The organism is Robinsoniella sp., assembly GCF_034124845.1.
Map to the genome: position 1 here is coordinate 1 of NZ_JAWYAJ010000539.1, position 15104 is coordinate 15104.

The 15104-nt window shown below is 43.2% G+C and carries 17 protein-coding genes and 1 tRNA gene; 4 read left to right on the top strand and 14 right to left on the bottom strand.

Annotated features, from left to right (window positions below; genetic code table 11):
• The 9 genes from dnaE to ACH2DQ_RS26770 form a co-directional block, all read right to left on the bottom strand.
• On the bottom strand, positions 1–1223 hold a 1223-nt coding region (gene dnaE / locus ACH2DQ_RS26730), incomplete at its 3' end, for a DNA polymerase III subunit alpha (protein ID WP_395028671.1).
• A complete protein-coding gene (locus tag ACH2DQ_RS26735) occupies positions 1224–1466 on the bottom strand; it encodes a DUF6783 domain-containing protein (RefSeq protein ID WP_395028672.1) in 243 nt (80 codons plus the stop codon).
• Between the two features lie 33 nt (positions 1467–1499).
• Positions 1500–2471 carry a CPBP family intramembrane glutamic endopeptidase gene (locus tag ACH2DQ_RS26740; RefSeq protein WP_394911475.1) on the bottom strand — a complete coding sequence of 324 codons (972 nt, stop codon included), beginning with the start codon at positions 2469–2471 and terminating at the stop codon, positions 1500–1502.
• Positions 2464–3078, bottom strand: coding sequence for a class I SAM-dependent methyltransferase (locus tag ACH2DQ_RS26745; protein ID WP_394911476.1), 615 nt, complete (start codon positions 3076–3078; stop codon positions 2464–2466). Before ACH2DQ_RS26745 ends, ACH2DQ_RS26740 begins: the two co-directional genes overlap by 8 nt.
• 144 nt (positions 3079–3222) lie before the next feature.
• Entirely contained in the window at positions 3223–3456 is a 234-nt protein-coding gene (locus ACH2DQ_RS26750) for a hypothetical protein (RefSeq protein WP_027296025.1), read from the bottom strand.
• Between the two features lie 102 nt (positions 3457–3558).
• Entirely contained in the window at positions 3559–3933 is a 375-nt protein-coding gene (locus ACH2DQ_RS26755; RefSeq protein WP_394911477.1) for a RidA family protein, read from the bottom strand.
• 86 nt (positions 3934–4019) lie between these two features.
• Positions 4020–4856, bottom strand: coding sequence for a S1 RNA-binding domain-containing protein (locus ACH2DQ_RS26760; protein WP_394911478.1), 837 nt, complete (start codon positions 4854–4856; stop codon positions 4020–4022).
• A gap of 15 nt (positions 4857–4871) precedes the next feature.
• Positions 4872–5585 (bottom strand): acyl-[acyl-carrier-protein] thioesterase, encoded by a 714-nt coding sequence (locus ACH2DQ_RS26765; protein ID WP_394911479.1) that lies wholly within the window; start codon positions 5583–5585, stop codon positions 4872–4874.
• A 145-nt stretch (positions 5586–5730) separates the two neighbouring features.
• Positions 5731–5802 (bottom strand) — tRNA-Gln (locus ACH2DQ_RS26770).
• A 232-nt stretch (positions 5803–6034) separates the two neighbouring features.
• Between ACH2DQ_RS26770 and ACH2DQ_RS26775 the strand changes: the two genes are divergently transcribed.
• The 3 genes from ACH2DQ_RS26775 to ACH2DQ_RS26785 all read left to right on the top strand — a co-directional run bounded on the left by ACH2DQ_RS26775 (position 6035) and on the right by ACH2DQ_RS26785 (position 9441).
• Positions 6035–7213 carry a cation diffusion facilitator family transporter gene (locus tag ACH2DQ_RS26775; protein WP_394911480.1) on the top strand — a complete coding sequence of 393 codons (1179 nt, stop codon included), beginning with the start codon at positions 6035–6037 and terminating at the stop codon, positions 7211–7213.
• A gap of 16 nt (positions 7214–7229) precedes the next feature.
• Complete coding sequence (locus ACH2DQ_RS26780) at positions 7230–8699, top strand: nicotinate phosphoribosyltransferase (protein ID WP_394911481.1); 1470 nt, start codon at positions 7230–7232, stop codon at positions 8697–8699.
• Positions 8700–8877: 178 nt separating this feature from the next.
• Positions 8878–9441, top strand: a complete 564-nt coding sequence (locus ACH2DQ_RS26785) for a D-alanyl-D-alanine carboxypeptidase family protein (protein WP_394911482.1) — start codon at positions 8878–8880, stop codon at positions 9439–9441.
• A gap of 185 nt (positions 9442–9626) precedes the next feature.
• On the opposite strand, the gene spoVT is transcribed toward ACH2DQ_RS26785, so the two are convergent.
• From spoVT to ACH2DQ_RS26805, 4 genes are all read right to left on the bottom strand, one after another.
• A complete protein-coding gene (gene spoVT / locus ACH2DQ_RS26790) occupies positions 9627–10175 on the bottom strand; it encodes a stage V sporulation protein T (protein ID WP_394911483.1) in 549 nt (182 codons plus the stop codon).
• A 116-nt stretch (positions 10176–10291) separates the two neighbouring features.
• Positions 10292–11521: a sensor histidine kinase gene (locus ACH2DQ_RS26795; protein WP_394911484.1), complete on the bottom strand. Its 1230-nt coding sequence runs from the start codon at positions 11519–11521 to the stop codon at positions 10292–10294.
• Between the two features lie 77 nt (positions 11522–11598).
• A complete protein-coding gene (locus tag ACH2DQ_RS26800; protein ID WP_394911485.1) occupies positions 11599–12267 on the bottom strand; it encodes a response regulator transcription factor in 669 nt (222 codons plus the stop codon).
• 145 nt (positions 12268–12412) lie between these two features.
• On the bottom strand, positions 12413–13060 hold the full coding sequence (locus ACH2DQ_RS26805) for a GTP pyrophosphokinase family protein (RefSeq protein ID WP_394911486.1): 648 nt from the start codon (positions 13058–13060) through the stop codon (positions 12413–12415).
• Between the two features lie 337 nt (positions 13061–13397).
• On the opposite strand from ACH2DQ_RS26805, the gene ACH2DQ_RS26810 reads away from it, so the two are divergent.
• Positions 13398–14045 (top strand): putative ABC transporter permease, encoded by a 648-nt coding sequence (locus ACH2DQ_RS26810; protein ID WP_394911487.1) that lies wholly within the window; start codon positions 13398–13400, stop codon positions 14043–14045.
• A gap of 92 nt (positions 14046–14137) precedes the next feature.
• On the opposite strand, the gene ACH2DQ_RS26815 is transcribed toward ACH2DQ_RS26810, so the two are convergent.
• Positions 14138–15022, bottom strand: coding sequence for a DUF975 family protein (locus ACH2DQ_RS26815; protein WP_394911488.1), 885 nt, complete (start codon positions 15020–15022; stop codon positions 14138–14140).
• Between the last annotated feature and the right edge of the window lie 82 nt (positions 15023–15104).

The window sequence follows — 15104 nt, forward strand, 5'->3', positions numbered from 1 at the left end:
TGTCTTCTTTCAAAACAGAAATCCACGTCGATATCGGGCATGGATACACGTTCCGGATTCAGGAAACGTTCAAACAGCAGACTGTATTTAATGGGATCCAGGGTGGTGATACCCAGCGTATAGGAAACAAGGCTTCCTGCAGCCGATCCACGCCCCGGTCCTACAATAATATCGTGGTCCTTGGCATATTTAATAAAGTCCCACACAATCAGGAAATAATCCACATACCCCATTTCCTTGATAATACCAAGCTCATATTCCAGTCGTGTCCGCAGCTCCTCCGTAACAGGCTGGTAACGTTCGTCCATGCCGTCAAAGCAGAGCTTATTCAGGTATTCCCATGAGGTATACCCCTGGGGAACATCATATTTTGGAAGCTTTGTGACTCCAAACTCAATCTCCACATGGCAGCGGTCTGCGATTTTCTGGGTATTCTCCAGTGCCTCAAGCGCATACGGGAATAAGTTCGCCATTTCCTCCGGGGATTTGACGTAATATTGTCCTCCCTCATAGCGCATACGGTCTTCGTCATCCAGCTTCTTTGCCGTTTGGATACAAAGCAGGATATCATGGGGGGATTCATCTTCTGCATAGGTATAGTGAACGTCATTGGTTGCTACCAGCCCGATATCCAGCTCTTTACTCATACGCAGCAGCTGGGGATTTACCATTTTCTGTTCCGGAATACCATGATCCTGAAGCTCCAGAAAGTAATTTCCTTTTCCAAATATGCCTTCATAACGCAACGCCGCTTTTTTTGCATCCTCATACATTCCACGCACAAGATATTTTTGTACTTCACCAGCCAGACAGGCACTAAGTGCTATAATTCCCTCGCTGTAAGTCTCCAGAACCTCCATATCCACCCGTGGTTTATAATAAAACCCTTCTACAAAGCCTTTGGAAACAATCTTCATCAGATTACTGTATCCAATGTTGTTTTCCGCTAAAAGGACCAGGTGGTAATATCTGTCATCGCCCCCGGCCGCTTCTTTATCGAATCTGGAATTAGGCGCAACATACACTTCACAGCCGATGACCGGATTAATACCTGCTTCTTTTGCAGCCCGGTAAAACTCGATTACGCCGTACATAACACCATGGTCTGTAATCGCCGCACTGTTCATCCCTAATTCTTTCACTCTTGCTACATATTCTTTTATCTTATTCGATCCATCCAGCAGACTATATTCTGTATGGACGTGTAAATGTGTAAAATTCATCTATACCTCAATTCCAGAACGTGCCTGATAACATGCCCCGTTATACCAATGGTATATCCAGTCCTGCAATGTCTCCAAACACGCTCTAGAGCGTGTTTTAAAATTGCTTTCTGGCAGCTGTGCGTCACACTTTGCGGGAGATTTGTTCCGGATGAAGGGCGCGTAGCGGGCTACGTAACCTGAATTCGGGGCAAATATGCCGCTAAGTGGGGCGTGCAGATGGCGGGAATGATTTTCAAACACGCTCTAAGATAGTTGCTATTTACTTTTTTCTCGTTAACCTACCTGAATCATCTGAACAATACAAATGAGTGCACCGATTACAAAACAAGGTGTAACCAGCCTTCTGTTTTCTGCCTGCCCTGCAGCCTGCAGCTCACCGGCTGCCGTAACAGCAGACATTTCCGGTTCTCTTTTTTTGAATGCATTTCGGAAAATAGAAACGAAATGAATATCCCGTTTGCAGTGCTTACTGATCCAGAAAAGTACACATCCCGCTAAGGCTGTACAAATCACCGCTGCAATTGCCACGCCCTGAAGTGCCGTCAGAATCGTATCGGATGTCAGGCTTGTGCTTTGAACTGCATCCGATAGCTGGGGTATCTCCTGGTACAACAATTTCTGCAGCTCCAGTACCACCACGCTCCATGCATCAATTACAAAATGAGCCAACATCGGTGCCAGAATACTTCCGGTGGCCTCCATAAGCAGGCAGAACGCAAAACCTGCCACAAACGCATATAAAAACTGGTTTACATTTAAATGTGCCATACCGAAGACCAGACCGCACAGAATGGCTCCCTGTACATGGTTTTTCCTACGGTAGCTGCCATAAAATACACCGCGGAACATAAATTCTTCTGAAACTGCCGGCATTACACCAACCAGAAGCAGATTTACCAAAAAAGGATTCGTATTCAGTTCCTGAGCGCTGGCGTTGACATGGTTTGTTACAAACAGCATGGAAAATAAATTTAAAAATGAAACCAGCGGCATCAGCAGTACGACAAACAAAACAACCATACATGCCGTAGACCATTTAATTTTCCTGAATGGGATTTCCTCTTTCACCGGTACACGCATAACCAGAATATAAAACAAGATTGGTATCAAATACATCAGCTGTCCTAAAATCATAGCCATCTCTGTGCCAAGCCCTGTTACAAAAAATCCGATACCAAAGGAAAACAGAAAAGCAAAAATCACCATTCCCAGGAACAGCCGGTTAATATTTTTAATTTTATTCATAGAAGTCCTCGCCTGATTCAGTCATTTTTTTCTTTACTAATACATTGATCCATTCTGTGTCCGGATGACTGTTTCTAATATCTTCCGTCTTCCAGATCTCTATAATTTTAATGCCTCTCTGGCGTTTTAACATGCGATGCAGAGAATCCTCTGTATAGTCATGAAACAAACGCTGGTTGCGGAATTCCTCAGATTCACCATAGCGAAATGAAGCATACAGGATTCCTCCCGGATTAAGCGCCTGAATCACTTTCCCCATAATGCGGTCCATATCTTTCTCTTCCACATGAAGTAAAGAAGCACATGCCCAGATACCGTCAAACACCTCATCAAATTCCATCTCCTCGAAAGTCATATGTAAGACTTCTTTATCTGTGTTAATCTCTGCCAGCTTACACATTTCCTCCGACCCATCCAAAGGCGTTACATAACAGCCCATTTCTTCCAGATAGAGGCTGTCCCTGCCGGAACCGCAGCCAAGGTCTAATACCTCTGCATTTTCAGGAAGGTATGACAGAAACTTGTCCAGTGCCTCATGCATGTCAAGATCTACTGTGTTTTCATAATACACGCCTGCATATCGCTCATAATAGTCTAATGAATCCAAAATTTTTCTCCTTTTCTTAATTGCTGATAAATTTATTATTTACTCTTTTGGTCATTATATCAAATAATAACCTTAATAACAATAAACATTCTATAAAAATCCATTTAAAAAAAGCCGTCCCCGTTGGAGACAGCTCTGCAAAACTTAGTTATTAACCATAAATGAGATTAATTTGTCGATATCATCTTTTTCATAAGCTACGATTTCCAATTCCGGAATCTCGCCATTTGAAAAGATGTTCGCCATAGATACGTATTGGGAAAGCTTTGATTTCAGATTCAGTCTGTCGCCCTCACCTGTTACCAGTTCTACTTTACCGCTGCAGCTGTCTACTACCTCAAAAAATTTTTCAATGTTGGTTATATTCTGTACTTTCATCCCCAGATCTCCTTTCCAATCACTATATTGTATTTACTAGTTTTACACAAAGGTGTTACTAGTACTATAAACTACTTACGGACTAAAATCAAATATTTTTTATTATTTCACAGCAACTGCTTCAATTTCAATCAGGACGTCCTTTGGTAATCTTGCAACTTCCACACAGGAACGTGCCGGAAAAGTTTCGGTAAAATATTTTGCATAAATTTCATTGATCTTTCCAAAGTCATTCATGTCTTTAATAAATACCGTTGTCTTGATCACCTTTGCAGTTGAAGTTCCCGCTGCTTCCAGTAAGGCTGCCAGATTCCCGATTGCCTGGTCTGCCTGGGCTTCCACGCCCTCCGGAATCTCTCCCGTAGCCGGAACTACCGGAATCACACCGGATGTATAGATCATTCCGTTTACCTCAATTGCCTGTGAATATGGTCCGATTGCTGCTGGTGCTTTGTCTGTGCTGATTGCTGTTTTCATGTGTTTTTCCTCCTGACCCTCTATATTTATTATTCTGTCATCTATTTTATTCCTGCCAGAGCGTGTTTGAAAATTGCTTTTAGTTTCTATTTAGCCTTACGGATTGACCTTTCGGTAATTTCAATGCGGCCTTCTTTTAAAAGCCTGCCCACGCCGCGCTTAAATGCATTCTTGCTCAGTCCGAATTCCCGCTTGATTACTTCCGGTGAAGCTTTGTCGGTAAACGGCAGAACACCCGAAAACTCTTCTATTACACTCATAATATTCTCCGCGTCCTCATCCATCTGAAGGTACGCTTTTTCCCTGGTACTCAAATCCAGCTTACCATCTTCTTTCACAGCAGTTACCCGGGCTTCAATGCTGTCGCCCACCTGATAATTTCCTGCGGCATCTTTCTTTGGTATCAATGCAGAATATTTATTGTCAACTGCAACGAATACACCAAATTCCTCGCTGATCTCATAGACCACGCCGATTACATGATCATCCTTCTTATAAGGAGAATCTGTGATTAAGGCCTCGTATACATTCATCGTTGCACATAACCTGCTGCTCTTATCTATATAAAGCGTTACCAGCCATTCTTCGCCCTGGCGTACCCTTCTCGTCTGCTCTTTAAACGGGAGTAAAAGGTCTTTTTCCAGTCCCCAGTCTAAAAATGCTCCGATCTTGCCCACTTCTTTGACCGTGAGCACAGCCAGTCCGCCGACTTCCAGCATCGGTTCCCTGGTAGTAGCGATGAGCCTGTCCTTTGAATCTTTATATAAAAAAACGCTCAGACGGTCTCCTGTCTTAATATCCTTTGGAACTTCTTTTTTGGGAAGCAGCACCCGTTCTTCCGTTCCGGTACCCTGTCCCAGATAGATTCCAAAATCCACTTGTTTCACAACTTCTAATTCCTGCTTTTTTCCTAATTCCAGCATTTCTTCCTCCATATATTACGCCTGTGCGGTAAATTCCACAATTGCATAAGGCTTCTCTTCTTCATCACAAAGAGCCGTTGTAATGCGCCCTTCCTCTGCATGAACCCTGGGTATAATAAGGTCATGAAGAACTGCAGATTTTTTATATTCCACCCGAACTTGATGTACACTGAAATCTTCCGGGAGATATTCTTCTGCCATCTGTATATATTGTCCGTTGTTCACATGGCGGTTGGTATCCAGGTGGCATCTCAGCACCGGGAATGATTCCATCTGTACGCATTCTGCCGGTACCGGTATCTTCCTCGGGGCATAATCCATACAAAGTTTTTCCTCCAGCCTGTATCCGTCGGACTCTGCCGTACTGATCTTAGAAGGATGTCCGCTTTGTGTATCCACAAATATCCAAAGGGAATTGGCATATGCAATTCTTTTTCCTTTTTCGTCTGCAAGGGCAAAGTTTCTGCTGCCATAGAATCCTTTAAAATCATAAGGCCATGTCTGTACCGTGATCTTTTCTCCAAGCCCGGGATACCTGTCCACCACAATCTGCCAGGAAGAGAGCACCCATACCCGGTTCCTTTTCGTCAGATTTGTCAGACCAAGACCGACCTCTTCTGAATGAAACGTACTGCTGTCCTGAAAATAATTTACAAGCGCATTCAGCGTCAGCTTCTGATCCATTCCAATCTCACTGTAGCGCACCCTGCTGTCAAACTGATAACTCATATCTGCCTCCAACTGCAATCAAAAGCCGGAAGTTTCTAAATAAACTTTATAAACCTCCGGAACATGTCTGAAAAACCTAAAAAACAAAAAAGGCCGCCTTTCAATGAACCTCTGAAAAGCTTCATCAAAGACAACCTGTAAATAGCTGGGCTACAAGGATTCGAACCTTGAAATGACGGAGTCAGAGTCCGTTGCCTTACCGTTTGGCGATAGCCCAATGTGTTACAACACGATGTATTATATATTACCTTTTTCAAAAAAGCAAGTACTTTTTTCAAATTTTTTAAAAAAATTTTTTTAAACCAATTTTTTGGCGATTTTTCAACACTTTTTCAGGGAAAAGTAGTATAATCAATCACATATTTGAATTTACATAAGCAGAATACATAAAAAAATTTTTTGAGAAAAAGAAAGGGCAGGCATGCCTGCAATACGCATTGGGTATAATAATGATAAATTTACTTGTAAAAACTTTTATTAAAAATCCTCAGGACACCGATAATATTATCGTAAGGACCGCTTACGGAACATTGGCAGGAATCGTAGGCATTTTCTGCAACGTCCTGTTATTCATTGTGAAACTAGTCGTAGGAATCGGACTTCACAGCGTTTCCGTTACGGCAGATGCATTTAATAACCTTTCCGATGCCGGCTCTTCCGTTATTAGTCTGATTGGTGTGAAAATGGCAAGCAAGCCTGCTGACCAGGACCACCCGTTCGGTCATGGGCGTATTGAATACATTGCTGCACTGATTGTAGCATTTTTAGTAATTGAAGTGGGATTTACTTTTTTCAAGGATTCCGTCAGTAAGATCTTTAACCCGGAAGAAATATCTTTCCAGATATCATCCCTGATCATCCTGATTTTATCCATTGGTGTAAAGCTTTGGCTTGGCTTTTTTAATAAAAAGCTGGGCAAACGCATTAACTCTACCGTAATGATGGCTGCAGCCACAGATTCCATGGGAGATGTGATCACTACTTCGGTTACAATTATTTCCATTCTGGTATTTGGGATTTTTCATATTAATATTGACGGTTATGTGGGAATCCTGGTAGCCGGAATTGTGATCTGGGCGGGAATCGGCATTGCCAAAGATACTTTAAAACCGCTCATTGGGGAACCGGCAGATCCCGAACTGTATCAGAACATCACACAAATGGTAGAAAGTTACGAAGGGATTGTGGGCAGCCATGACTTAATTATCCATAACTATGGTCCCGGACGCAGCATGGCATCCATCCATGCCGAGGTTCCCAATGACGTAAATGTGGAATCTTCCCACGAGGTTATCGATAAGGCAGAACGGGAAGTTGGCAAAAAACTGGGGATCTTTCTGGTGATTCACATGGATCCCATCGAGACCAAAAACAGCCGAATACAAAAACTGAAACAGGAAATTGAAATCGTCATAACCAATATAGATGACCGTCTTTCATTCCATGATTTCCGCATGGTAGAAGGCAAAAACCAGATCAATCTGATCTTTGACCTGGTCATCCCCCATGAATACAGCCCCAAACAGCAAAGTGACATACAGCTTGAGATCATCTCCCAAATAACCCACTTGGATAAACGATACCAATGTGTTATAACTATAGACAAGAGTTTCGTATCAACTAACTAAGACAAAGGAGCACTTTATGAGTACAATGAATTTAACGCTATTAACAGATTTTTATGAATTAACCATGATGCAGGGTTATTTTAAAAATCATACGGATGAAGTAGTAGTCTTTGATGCCTTTTACCGCAAAAACCCCTCAGACGGAGGCTATGCCATTGCGGCAGGTCTGGAGCAGGTGATCGATTATATTAAGAATTTAAAGTTCAGCAAAGAAGATGTAGACTATCTGAGAGGACTTGGCACCTTCGATGAAGACTTTTTGAATTATCTGTCGGATTTCCGGTTCACCGGTGATATTTATGCCATTCCTGAGGGCACTGTTGTATTCCCAAGAGAACCTCTTGTAAAGGTCGTTGCACCTATTATGGAAGCTCAGTTAGTAGAGACGGCCATTTTAACAATTATTAACCATCAGAGTCTCATTGCCACCAAAGCATCCAGGGTGGTATATGCCGCAAAAGGGGACGGTATCATGGAGTTTGGGCTGCGCCGTGCACAGGGACCGGATGCAGGCGTCTATGGCGCAAGAGCAGCCATGATCGGCGGGTGCGTGGGCACTTCCAATGTTCTCGCAGGGCAGCTTTTTGATGTGCCGGTAAAAGGTACTCATGCCCACAGCTGGATTATGAGTTTTCCGGATGAATATACCGCATTTAAAAAATATGCGGATTTATATCCCGATGCATGCTGCCTTCTGGTAGATACCTATGACACTTTAAAATCCGGTGTTCCAAATGCCATCCGTATCTTTACCGAAATGAAAGAAGCAGGCATTCCGCTTAAAAACTATGGTATCCGTCTGGACAGCGGCGACCTTGCCTATATGTCCAAAAAAGCCCGTGTAATGTTAGATAATGCCGGATTCCAGGATGCCTTCATATCGGCGTCCAGCGACCTGGATGAGTACCTCATCGACAGCCTTAAAGCACAGGGCTGTAAAATTACCTCCTGGGGTGTGGGAACCAATCTGATCACCTCCAAGGACTGCCCGGCATTTGGCGGCGTTTATAAACTGGCCGCTATACTGGATAATGAAACAGGTGACTTTATACCCAAAATAAAGCTTTCTGAAAATACGGAAAAGATTACAAACCCGGGAAATAAAACGATTTACCGCATCTATGATAAAAATGCCGGTAAAATTAAAGCGGATCTGATCGCACTGGCGGACGAAACTTTTGACGAAGGAAAAGATATGATTATCTTTGATCCCCTGGAAACCTGGAAGAAAACCAAAATACATGCAGGCACATTTAAACTGCGGGAATTATTAGTACCGGTATTTAAAGGCGGGGAATGCATTTACACCTCCCCATCCGTAATGGACATCCGTGATTACTGTAAAACGGAACTGGATACTCTGTGGGATGAGACAAAACGTTTTGTAAATCCACACGATGTTTATGTAGACCTTTCGGACAAATTGTTCGGCATTAAATCCGAACTGCTGGAAAAGATGAGCATGGATGCACTGTCCCGTATTTAAAAATCACTGATCTTATTTGCTAAACTTATTTATTCCCGCGGGAAGCGATCCAAACGGACACACTGGCGGATTCATTTGGCAAAGACCGGAGCGGGATTTTTGACTGATTTCATAATTTACGCATATATAAAAAGACTCCTTCATATACATATATAGCTTATATGAAAGGAGTCTTTTTATGTCCCAATATGATATTCTTGTGAACCGGCACCACCTGTTAGACCCGGGTGCTGTTCCGGCGTCCCTTGTAGACCCCGGCGTCCCTTTTGATGCCCTTCCGGATGATCCGAAAAGGCTTCTGGAGCCCCAGACTGCCAAAGCGGTACGGGAACTTTTCGCCCATGCTGTGGATCAGGGAATCCATCTCTACGGCATCTCCGGATATCGTTCTTATTACCGTCAGATGGAGCTTTATAATCCGGACAAAAACCCGCTTTACGTAGCTCCACCGGGGGGCAGTGAGCATCAGACAGGGCTGGCTTTAGATGTCTCCTGTTCCGGAGTCGGCCTGGATCTGGTGGAAGAATTTGCAGATACGGAAGAAGGCATCTGGCTTGCTAAAAATGCGCCGTTATATGGGTTCATCATCCGCTATCCCAAATCAAAAGAAGACATCACCGGGTATGCATACGAGCCGTGGCACATACGCTATGTAACAAAACCTCTGGCCCATTATCTCACCATCACAGACCTTACCCTGGAAGAATACCATCAGCAGTCCATGAACATATGCTCCTGCTGACACGGATATCAGGCACTGTATAGTGGCATATTTAAGCCGTGCGGAATTAATTTTTCCCAGAGAAAACAAGGCCGGATATGCCTACGAACCCAAGCATATCTGGTCTTGTCCTGTAATCCCTGGCAATTCAACTTACGATAACCGGATTACCGGGCCCCCATTAGAGGAATACCACAGGCATGTCTCTATTGTTCCATTTGACGTCCCATGAATCCCGAAGCACATTTTGCTACAATCCGTTCCGTATCACCCATTTTTCCCTTCTCATCCTTGCTGATGAGAATTACAGCCCCAATAGCATCACCTTCGCAGAGGATCGGGCTGATTACCTGTGGAAGGTTCTCTTCCATATCCTCTCCGGTTATTTTTACATAATTTTTGTCATCACGGTTTGACAAAACATTTTCACGGTCATTTATAATTCGTTCTAATGCTTTACTGATCGATTTGCCAATCATATCTTTTTTTATTCCGCCTGAGGTAGCAATTACCTGGTCACGGTCTGTTATGCAGACTCCATGCCCTGTACTGTAGGCCAGAGATTCCGCATATTCTTTGGCAAATGCCCCCAGTTCACCTATCGGGGAATATTTTTTTAATATAATTTCGCCTTCTCTATCGGTAAAGATTTCAAGTGGATCGCCTTCTCTGATCCGAAGCGTCCTTCTTATTTCTTTTGGTATAACCACGCGACCCAGGTCGTCAATTCTCCTAACAATGCCTGTAGCTTTCATAAAATTAATTCCTCCATTTTATTTTCTCATGGTTCGTACTTTAGTACCCATGATCTATTATTTGTAAAATGGAGGAAATTATGCTTAAATTTTCTTTATTTTGCATTTTTTATTTTTTATAGCAGTACCGTAAACCAGATTGACTTACCGCCTTCACAATGTACCGTGATCTTCCCTTTATGGGTTTTTACAATATTCCGGGCAATGGATAATCCAATTCCATAGCCTCCTGTATCCCTGGATCTGGAAGAATCAGCGCGGTAAAATCGATCAAACAGCTTATTGAGATTGTCCCTTGGAAGGTCCACTCCGGTATTATACACTTCCAGTCTGACTGCTTTGCCTGCGGTGGATAAAGAAACTTTAATCTGTCCCCCCGGTTCGGCATATTTTACAGCATTATCCACCAGAATGGTGACCAGCTGGCGGATACTTCCCTCATCTCCGTGAAGTATCAGATTAGGCTGTATATTCAGTTCAAAGCTCTTATTCTGCAGCTCCGCTACTGCTTCAAAAGGTGCGGCGGCTTCCAGTACCACCTCGCTCACCGGGAAATTCCCAAAAACCAGCTGGATATTTTCCTCATCCATCTTGGCGAGTGTCAGCAAATTTTTAACCAGCTTATCAAGCCTTGCAGTCTGGCTTCTGATGCTGTCAACCCATTCATTTTTACCGGTACTTAGTTCCAGCACATCCGCATCTGCGGAGATAATCGCCAGCGGAGTCTTAATCTCATGCCCTGCATCGGTAATAAATTGTTTCTGTTTTTCCATATTTTCTATCACCGGCTGAACTGCTTTTTTTGACAGCAGGAAAATCAGGATAAAGATCAGCAGCAGACAGGATATGGCGATTACAAAAGATAAAATGGCGAACAGAGTCACCATCTGTATCTGGGAACGGCAGTCTACGAACACCGTCAGTGTTCCAAAGTCTTTCTCCACTACCATATACTTATAAATTCCATTAAATCCACTTGTCTTCCCTGTCTCAAGCACCTTTGCCGTATATTCTTTTGCTTCCGCCTCGGTAATCGCAGCTACATGGCTGGTGTCTGTCTGCAGCACTTTGCCGTCCATCCCGCATTCCACAATGAAATAACGGGTCTCATACTGGGTCTCTTCCGTCATCTCAAAGCCAAATCCCACATTCAATTTACCAGATTTGTCCTTTTCAAATTCCGGGAATCTCCCGTCATTTTCTGAAAGGACATACAGGACTCCATCCATTTTCCGGTTCATCTGATAGATATTCGCTGCATTAATTACACCGATTAGCAGAATCATCACAAGAGCCACCGCGCCCATGGTAATCAATATAAATTTTTTTTGCAGCTTTTTAATCATGTTTATACCTCCTGCATACCGCAGATGGATCTGCGGATTGCGCCAATAGAAAGTTTGAAACGATTTTGGTTCCAAACTCATTCCTCCAGTGTATAGCCTACGCCTCTGGCGGCTTTTATTTCCACATTTGCATTGAGTGCAGCCAGTTTCTTGCGCAGGTAGGATATGTACACCCAGACCACATTCATCTCTGATTCTGAATCATATCCCCAAATCCGCTCCATAAACTGTTCTGTTGAAATTAATCTCGTTGGATTATTCATCAGAATCTCCATCATCTGGAATTCTTTATTTCCCAGGCGAAAGGATGCATTCTCACCGGACAGTTCATAGTTTGCTTTATTTAATGTTATATTTCCAATTGTAATCGTACTGGGCGTAAATTCTGACTGGCGCCTCATCATGGCACGTACCCTGGCAAGCAGTTCCCCCATAGCAAAGGGCTTGGTCAGATAGTCATCCGCCCCCAGATCCAGTCCGGCTATACGGTCCTGGATTTCAGATTTTGCAGTGAGCAGCAGCACCGGAGTCGCTATTCCTCTTTTTCGAAGTTCTTCCAGTACCTGCAAACCGTTCATTTTCGGCATCATAATATCCAGGATAATCCCATCATAGTTTTGCGCAAATCCGTAATCTAATGCATCTGCCCCATCATAAACTGCATCCACCGAATAATTATTGTGTTTTAAGATAGCGACCAGCGCCTTTGATAAATCTATCTCATCTTCCGCCAGCAATATTCTCATGTATCCACCTCCGTTCTTCCTTAAGTTGGTTTATCTATTTCTCCACTACTATACACCCTTTCTATGTATAATTTGTGTATCCGGGCTTTTTTCTGCGCATATCTCCGTCAGTTTCCAGTTTAGAATCCGTGTTTAGCGACACGCTTTAGAGAATTTGATCATCTTCAATCATATCCCGGATTGTCTGCAGATTCAGGTCAGCCGATGCGATCTCATCTGCACAGCGTTTTAATTCCCCTACAATCATTTCCTGGTTGGCAATCCTTTTCTTATATTTCAGCTGATGTTCCAGGCTTGCCCAGCAGTCCATTGCAATGGTCCGTATCTGTATTTCACAATATACCCTGCAGATTCCATCTCCCAGATGAATGGGCACTTCTGCGATCATATGATAACTGCGGTAGCCATTGGGCTTGGGATTGTGGATGTAGTCCTTTTCTTCCAATACCCGGATATCCGACTGTTTATGCAGCATCTTAGCCACAAAATACACATCGTCCACGAAGGCACAGATGACCCTGATTCCGGCGGCATCATATACTTTTGTCATTGCATTGTCCCTTGTAGGCTCCAGGCCGTGGCGCAATAGCTTTTCTTTCATGCTGGCAGGCGATTTGATCCTGGATTTGCAGTATTCAATCGGATCCCGGTAATGATGGGCTTTTCGGTATTTCCGTATAATATCCAATCTTGACGTTAGCTCTATAACCGCACCTTCCAACAGTACCAGTGACTCCTGGTAAAAATCACAATCCTGTGATACCGCATTTTCATCTATTCCATTTCCTAACATGTACGTTACCCCCAATTTTATATTTTCATAGAGGATTATAACTGACCAACCTTAAAATAACTTTAAAGAACCCAATTTACTTTCATTTCCTGCACAAATTCTAAAAGCCCACATATATGTATTGTCAAATGTGTAAGTAAAGTGATAAAATATATTGTAACAGTTCAGACAGCATGAACTGTTACACATCCAGCCCATTGAAATTCGCCTTCGGCGAAGGGCTGGATGTCTGCATGCTTCAGGTTTTCGTACGATCTGCGCAGTAAATGCGCAGATCTGTCTGAACTGTTACAATATATTTACAAAACATCACTGCAACTTACAAAGGAGAAACAAAATGGCAAATGCTGTAACGGATTCTATTGATTCCTTTTTCGAGGAACATCATATAGAACCGCCGCGCTTTGATTACAATATGAAATACAGTCCCACCACACTGATTCTTTTATTTTTCAGCTTTTCATTTATCGGCTGGATATGGGAAGTGGGGCTTCACATCGCACAGGCAGGGGAGTTTGTAAACCGGGGCGTACTGTTTGGTCCCTGGCTTCCAATCTACGGCAGCGGCGGCGTTATGATACTGCTTCTGCTGCGCCGGTTCTTCCACCGCCCTGTCCTCACCTTCTTTTTAAATATGTTTCTGTGCTCTGGAATCGAATATTTTACCAGTTGGTTCCTGGAAACGACCAAAGGCATACGCTGGTGGGATTACAGCGGTTATTTTTTGAATATAAACGGACGGATCTGCCTGGAGGGTTCCGTTGTCTTCGGGCTTGGTGGATGTGCCATCATTTATTTTCTCGCACCTTTCCTGGGGAATCTCTTTAAGCGCATAAAACCGTTATTAAAAATATTAATCTGTATTATTTTAATCTTATTTTTCAGTCTGGATACCGCTCATTCTATGGTGCATCCCAATACCGGAGAGGGGATAACGGATGAGGTAAAAGACCGTGAACTTCCTCCGGTAAAGCCCAGACACTAAAAGGCGACAGGACTCTATAGCCCTATCGCCTTTTTCTGTCATCCAAAGCTGTATCATTTCATCATTTAAAATGCATGATTATATAAAAAGTATCATGCCGGACTTTCTGCACCGTCATTTTTCAGCGCCATATACAGTTCTGCCATAGCAGCACCTTTGTATCCATTGGTAAAAAATATGGATACAAGTCCAAACGTAACAGCAGACAACAGCTCCCATCCCAGGAATGAAAATTCCATTACAAAAGTACGCCACTTCTGCCCTTTCATCATTTGCCTGGACAGCTGAAATGCTTCCCTGCGGTCTATTTGCGGATTTTCAGCCAGAATATATGGAATCATGAGATATTCATAATACTTAATAATTCCTCCTACAATGGTTAAGAACCATAATCCGGTAAATAAAGACCGAAAAAACATGACCTTGACCGCATTCCAGAACCTTCCCCTGCGAAACAAAAACGTAATCCTTCCGATTCTGGTCCCCGGCTCCAGCCTGCTCTCAAGGAAGAAACGCTTTCCTCCAACCAGCAGCACATTTGTTACCAGCAGTGTAAACGCAAGCTCTCCTCCTGCTGCAATCAGAATCAGCAGCACCTCCAATACCGGATATTGTTCAAACAGACCGCTGTCTGCACGTACCACCTTAAATACAAATGATACCGGAGCGGTAAAGGTATTAAAGGACGAAGATAAAAATTCATCAATCTTCGGGTCAAACAGCGGCTGTTTGCTCTCGTTTCCCCGAATCAGCCTGCGCAGAGTCTCCCAGTTATCAACCCTGTTCTCCGGTTTAACAACCTCCACTTCGTTTATCTGCCTGTCCTCTTCCCGCTGGCTGTACTTGTGGATAGCCGTGGCAGATGAGCTGTATTCCGCTCCCAGGAAGGCAAGAATAAAACAGACCGCTACCGCAGCCCAGTAATTCCTTTTCAGAACCTTTTTCCCTTTTTTCTTAAGTTCTTGACGCTTCCACATATATTTAATTCCACCCATCTGTAATCATTCTGTCGGTTATATTTTTTATTATAAAACAACTTTTCCCACTTCGCAACTTAAA

What these genes read in the sequence shown, in the direction of transcription:
- ACH2DQ_RS26740 (WP_394911475.1), bottom strand. Translation starts at nt 2,471, where the DNA reads ATGAATAAAATTAAAAATATTAACCGGCTGTTCCTGGGAATGGTGATT.
- ACH2DQ_RS26750 (WP_027296025.1), bottom strand. Translation starts at nt 3,456, where the DNA reads ATGAAAGTACAGAATATAACCAACATTGAAAAATTTTTTGAGGTAGTA.
- ACH2DQ_RS26755 (WP_394911477.1), bottom strand. Translation starts at nt 3,933, where the DNA reads ATGAAAACAGCAATCAGCACAGACAAAGCACCAGCAGCAATCGGACCA.
- ACH2DQ_RS26760 (WP_394911478.1), bottom strand. Translation starts at nt 4,856, where the DNA reads ATGCTGGAATTAGGAAAAAAGCAGGAATTAGAAGTTGTGAAACAAGTG.
- ACH2DQ_RS26765 (WP_394911479.1), bottom strand. Translation starts at nt 5,585, where the DNA reads ATGAGTTATCAGTTTGACAGCAGGGTGCGCTACAGTGAGATTGGAATG.
- ACH2DQ_RS26775 (WP_394911480.1), top strand. Translation starts at nt 6,035, where the DNA reads ATGATAAATTTACTTGTAAAAACTTTTATTAAAAATCCTCAGGACACC.
- ACH2DQ_RS26780 (WP_394911481.1), top strand. Translation starts at nt 7,230, where the DNA reads ATGAGTACAATGAATTTAACGCTATTAACAGATTTTTATGAATTAACC.
- ACH2DQ_RS26785 (WP_394911482.1), top strand. Translation starts at nt 8,878, where the DNA reads ATGTCCCAATATGATATTCTTGTGAACCGGCACCACCTGTTAGACCCG.
- spoVT (WP_394911483.1), bottom strand. Translation starts at nt 10,175, where the DNA reads ATGAAAGCTACAGGCATTGTTAGGAGAATTGACGACCTGGGTCGCGTG.
- ACH2DQ_RS26795 (WP_394911484.1), bottom strand. Translation starts at nt 11,521, where the DNA reads ATGATTAAAAAGCTGCAAAAAAAATTTATATTGATTACCATGGGCGCG.
- ACH2DQ_RS26800 (WP_394911485.1), bottom strand. Translation starts at nt 12,267, where the DNA reads ATGAGAATATTGCTGGCGGAAGATGAGATAGATTTATCAAAGGCGCTG.
- ACH2DQ_RS26805 (WP_394911486.1), bottom strand. Translation starts at nt 13,060, where the DNA reads ATGTTAGGAAATGGAATAGATGAAAATGCGGTATCACAGGATTGTGAT.
- ACH2DQ_RS26810 (WP_394911487.1), top strand. Translation starts at nt 13,398, where the DNA reads ATGGCAAATGCTGTAACGGATTCTATTGATTCCTTTTTCGAGGAACAT.
- ACH2DQ_RS26815 (WP_394911488.1), bottom strand. Translation starts at nt 15,022, where the DNA reads ATGTGGAAGCGTCAAGAACTTAAGAAAAAAGGGAAAAAGGTTCTGAAA.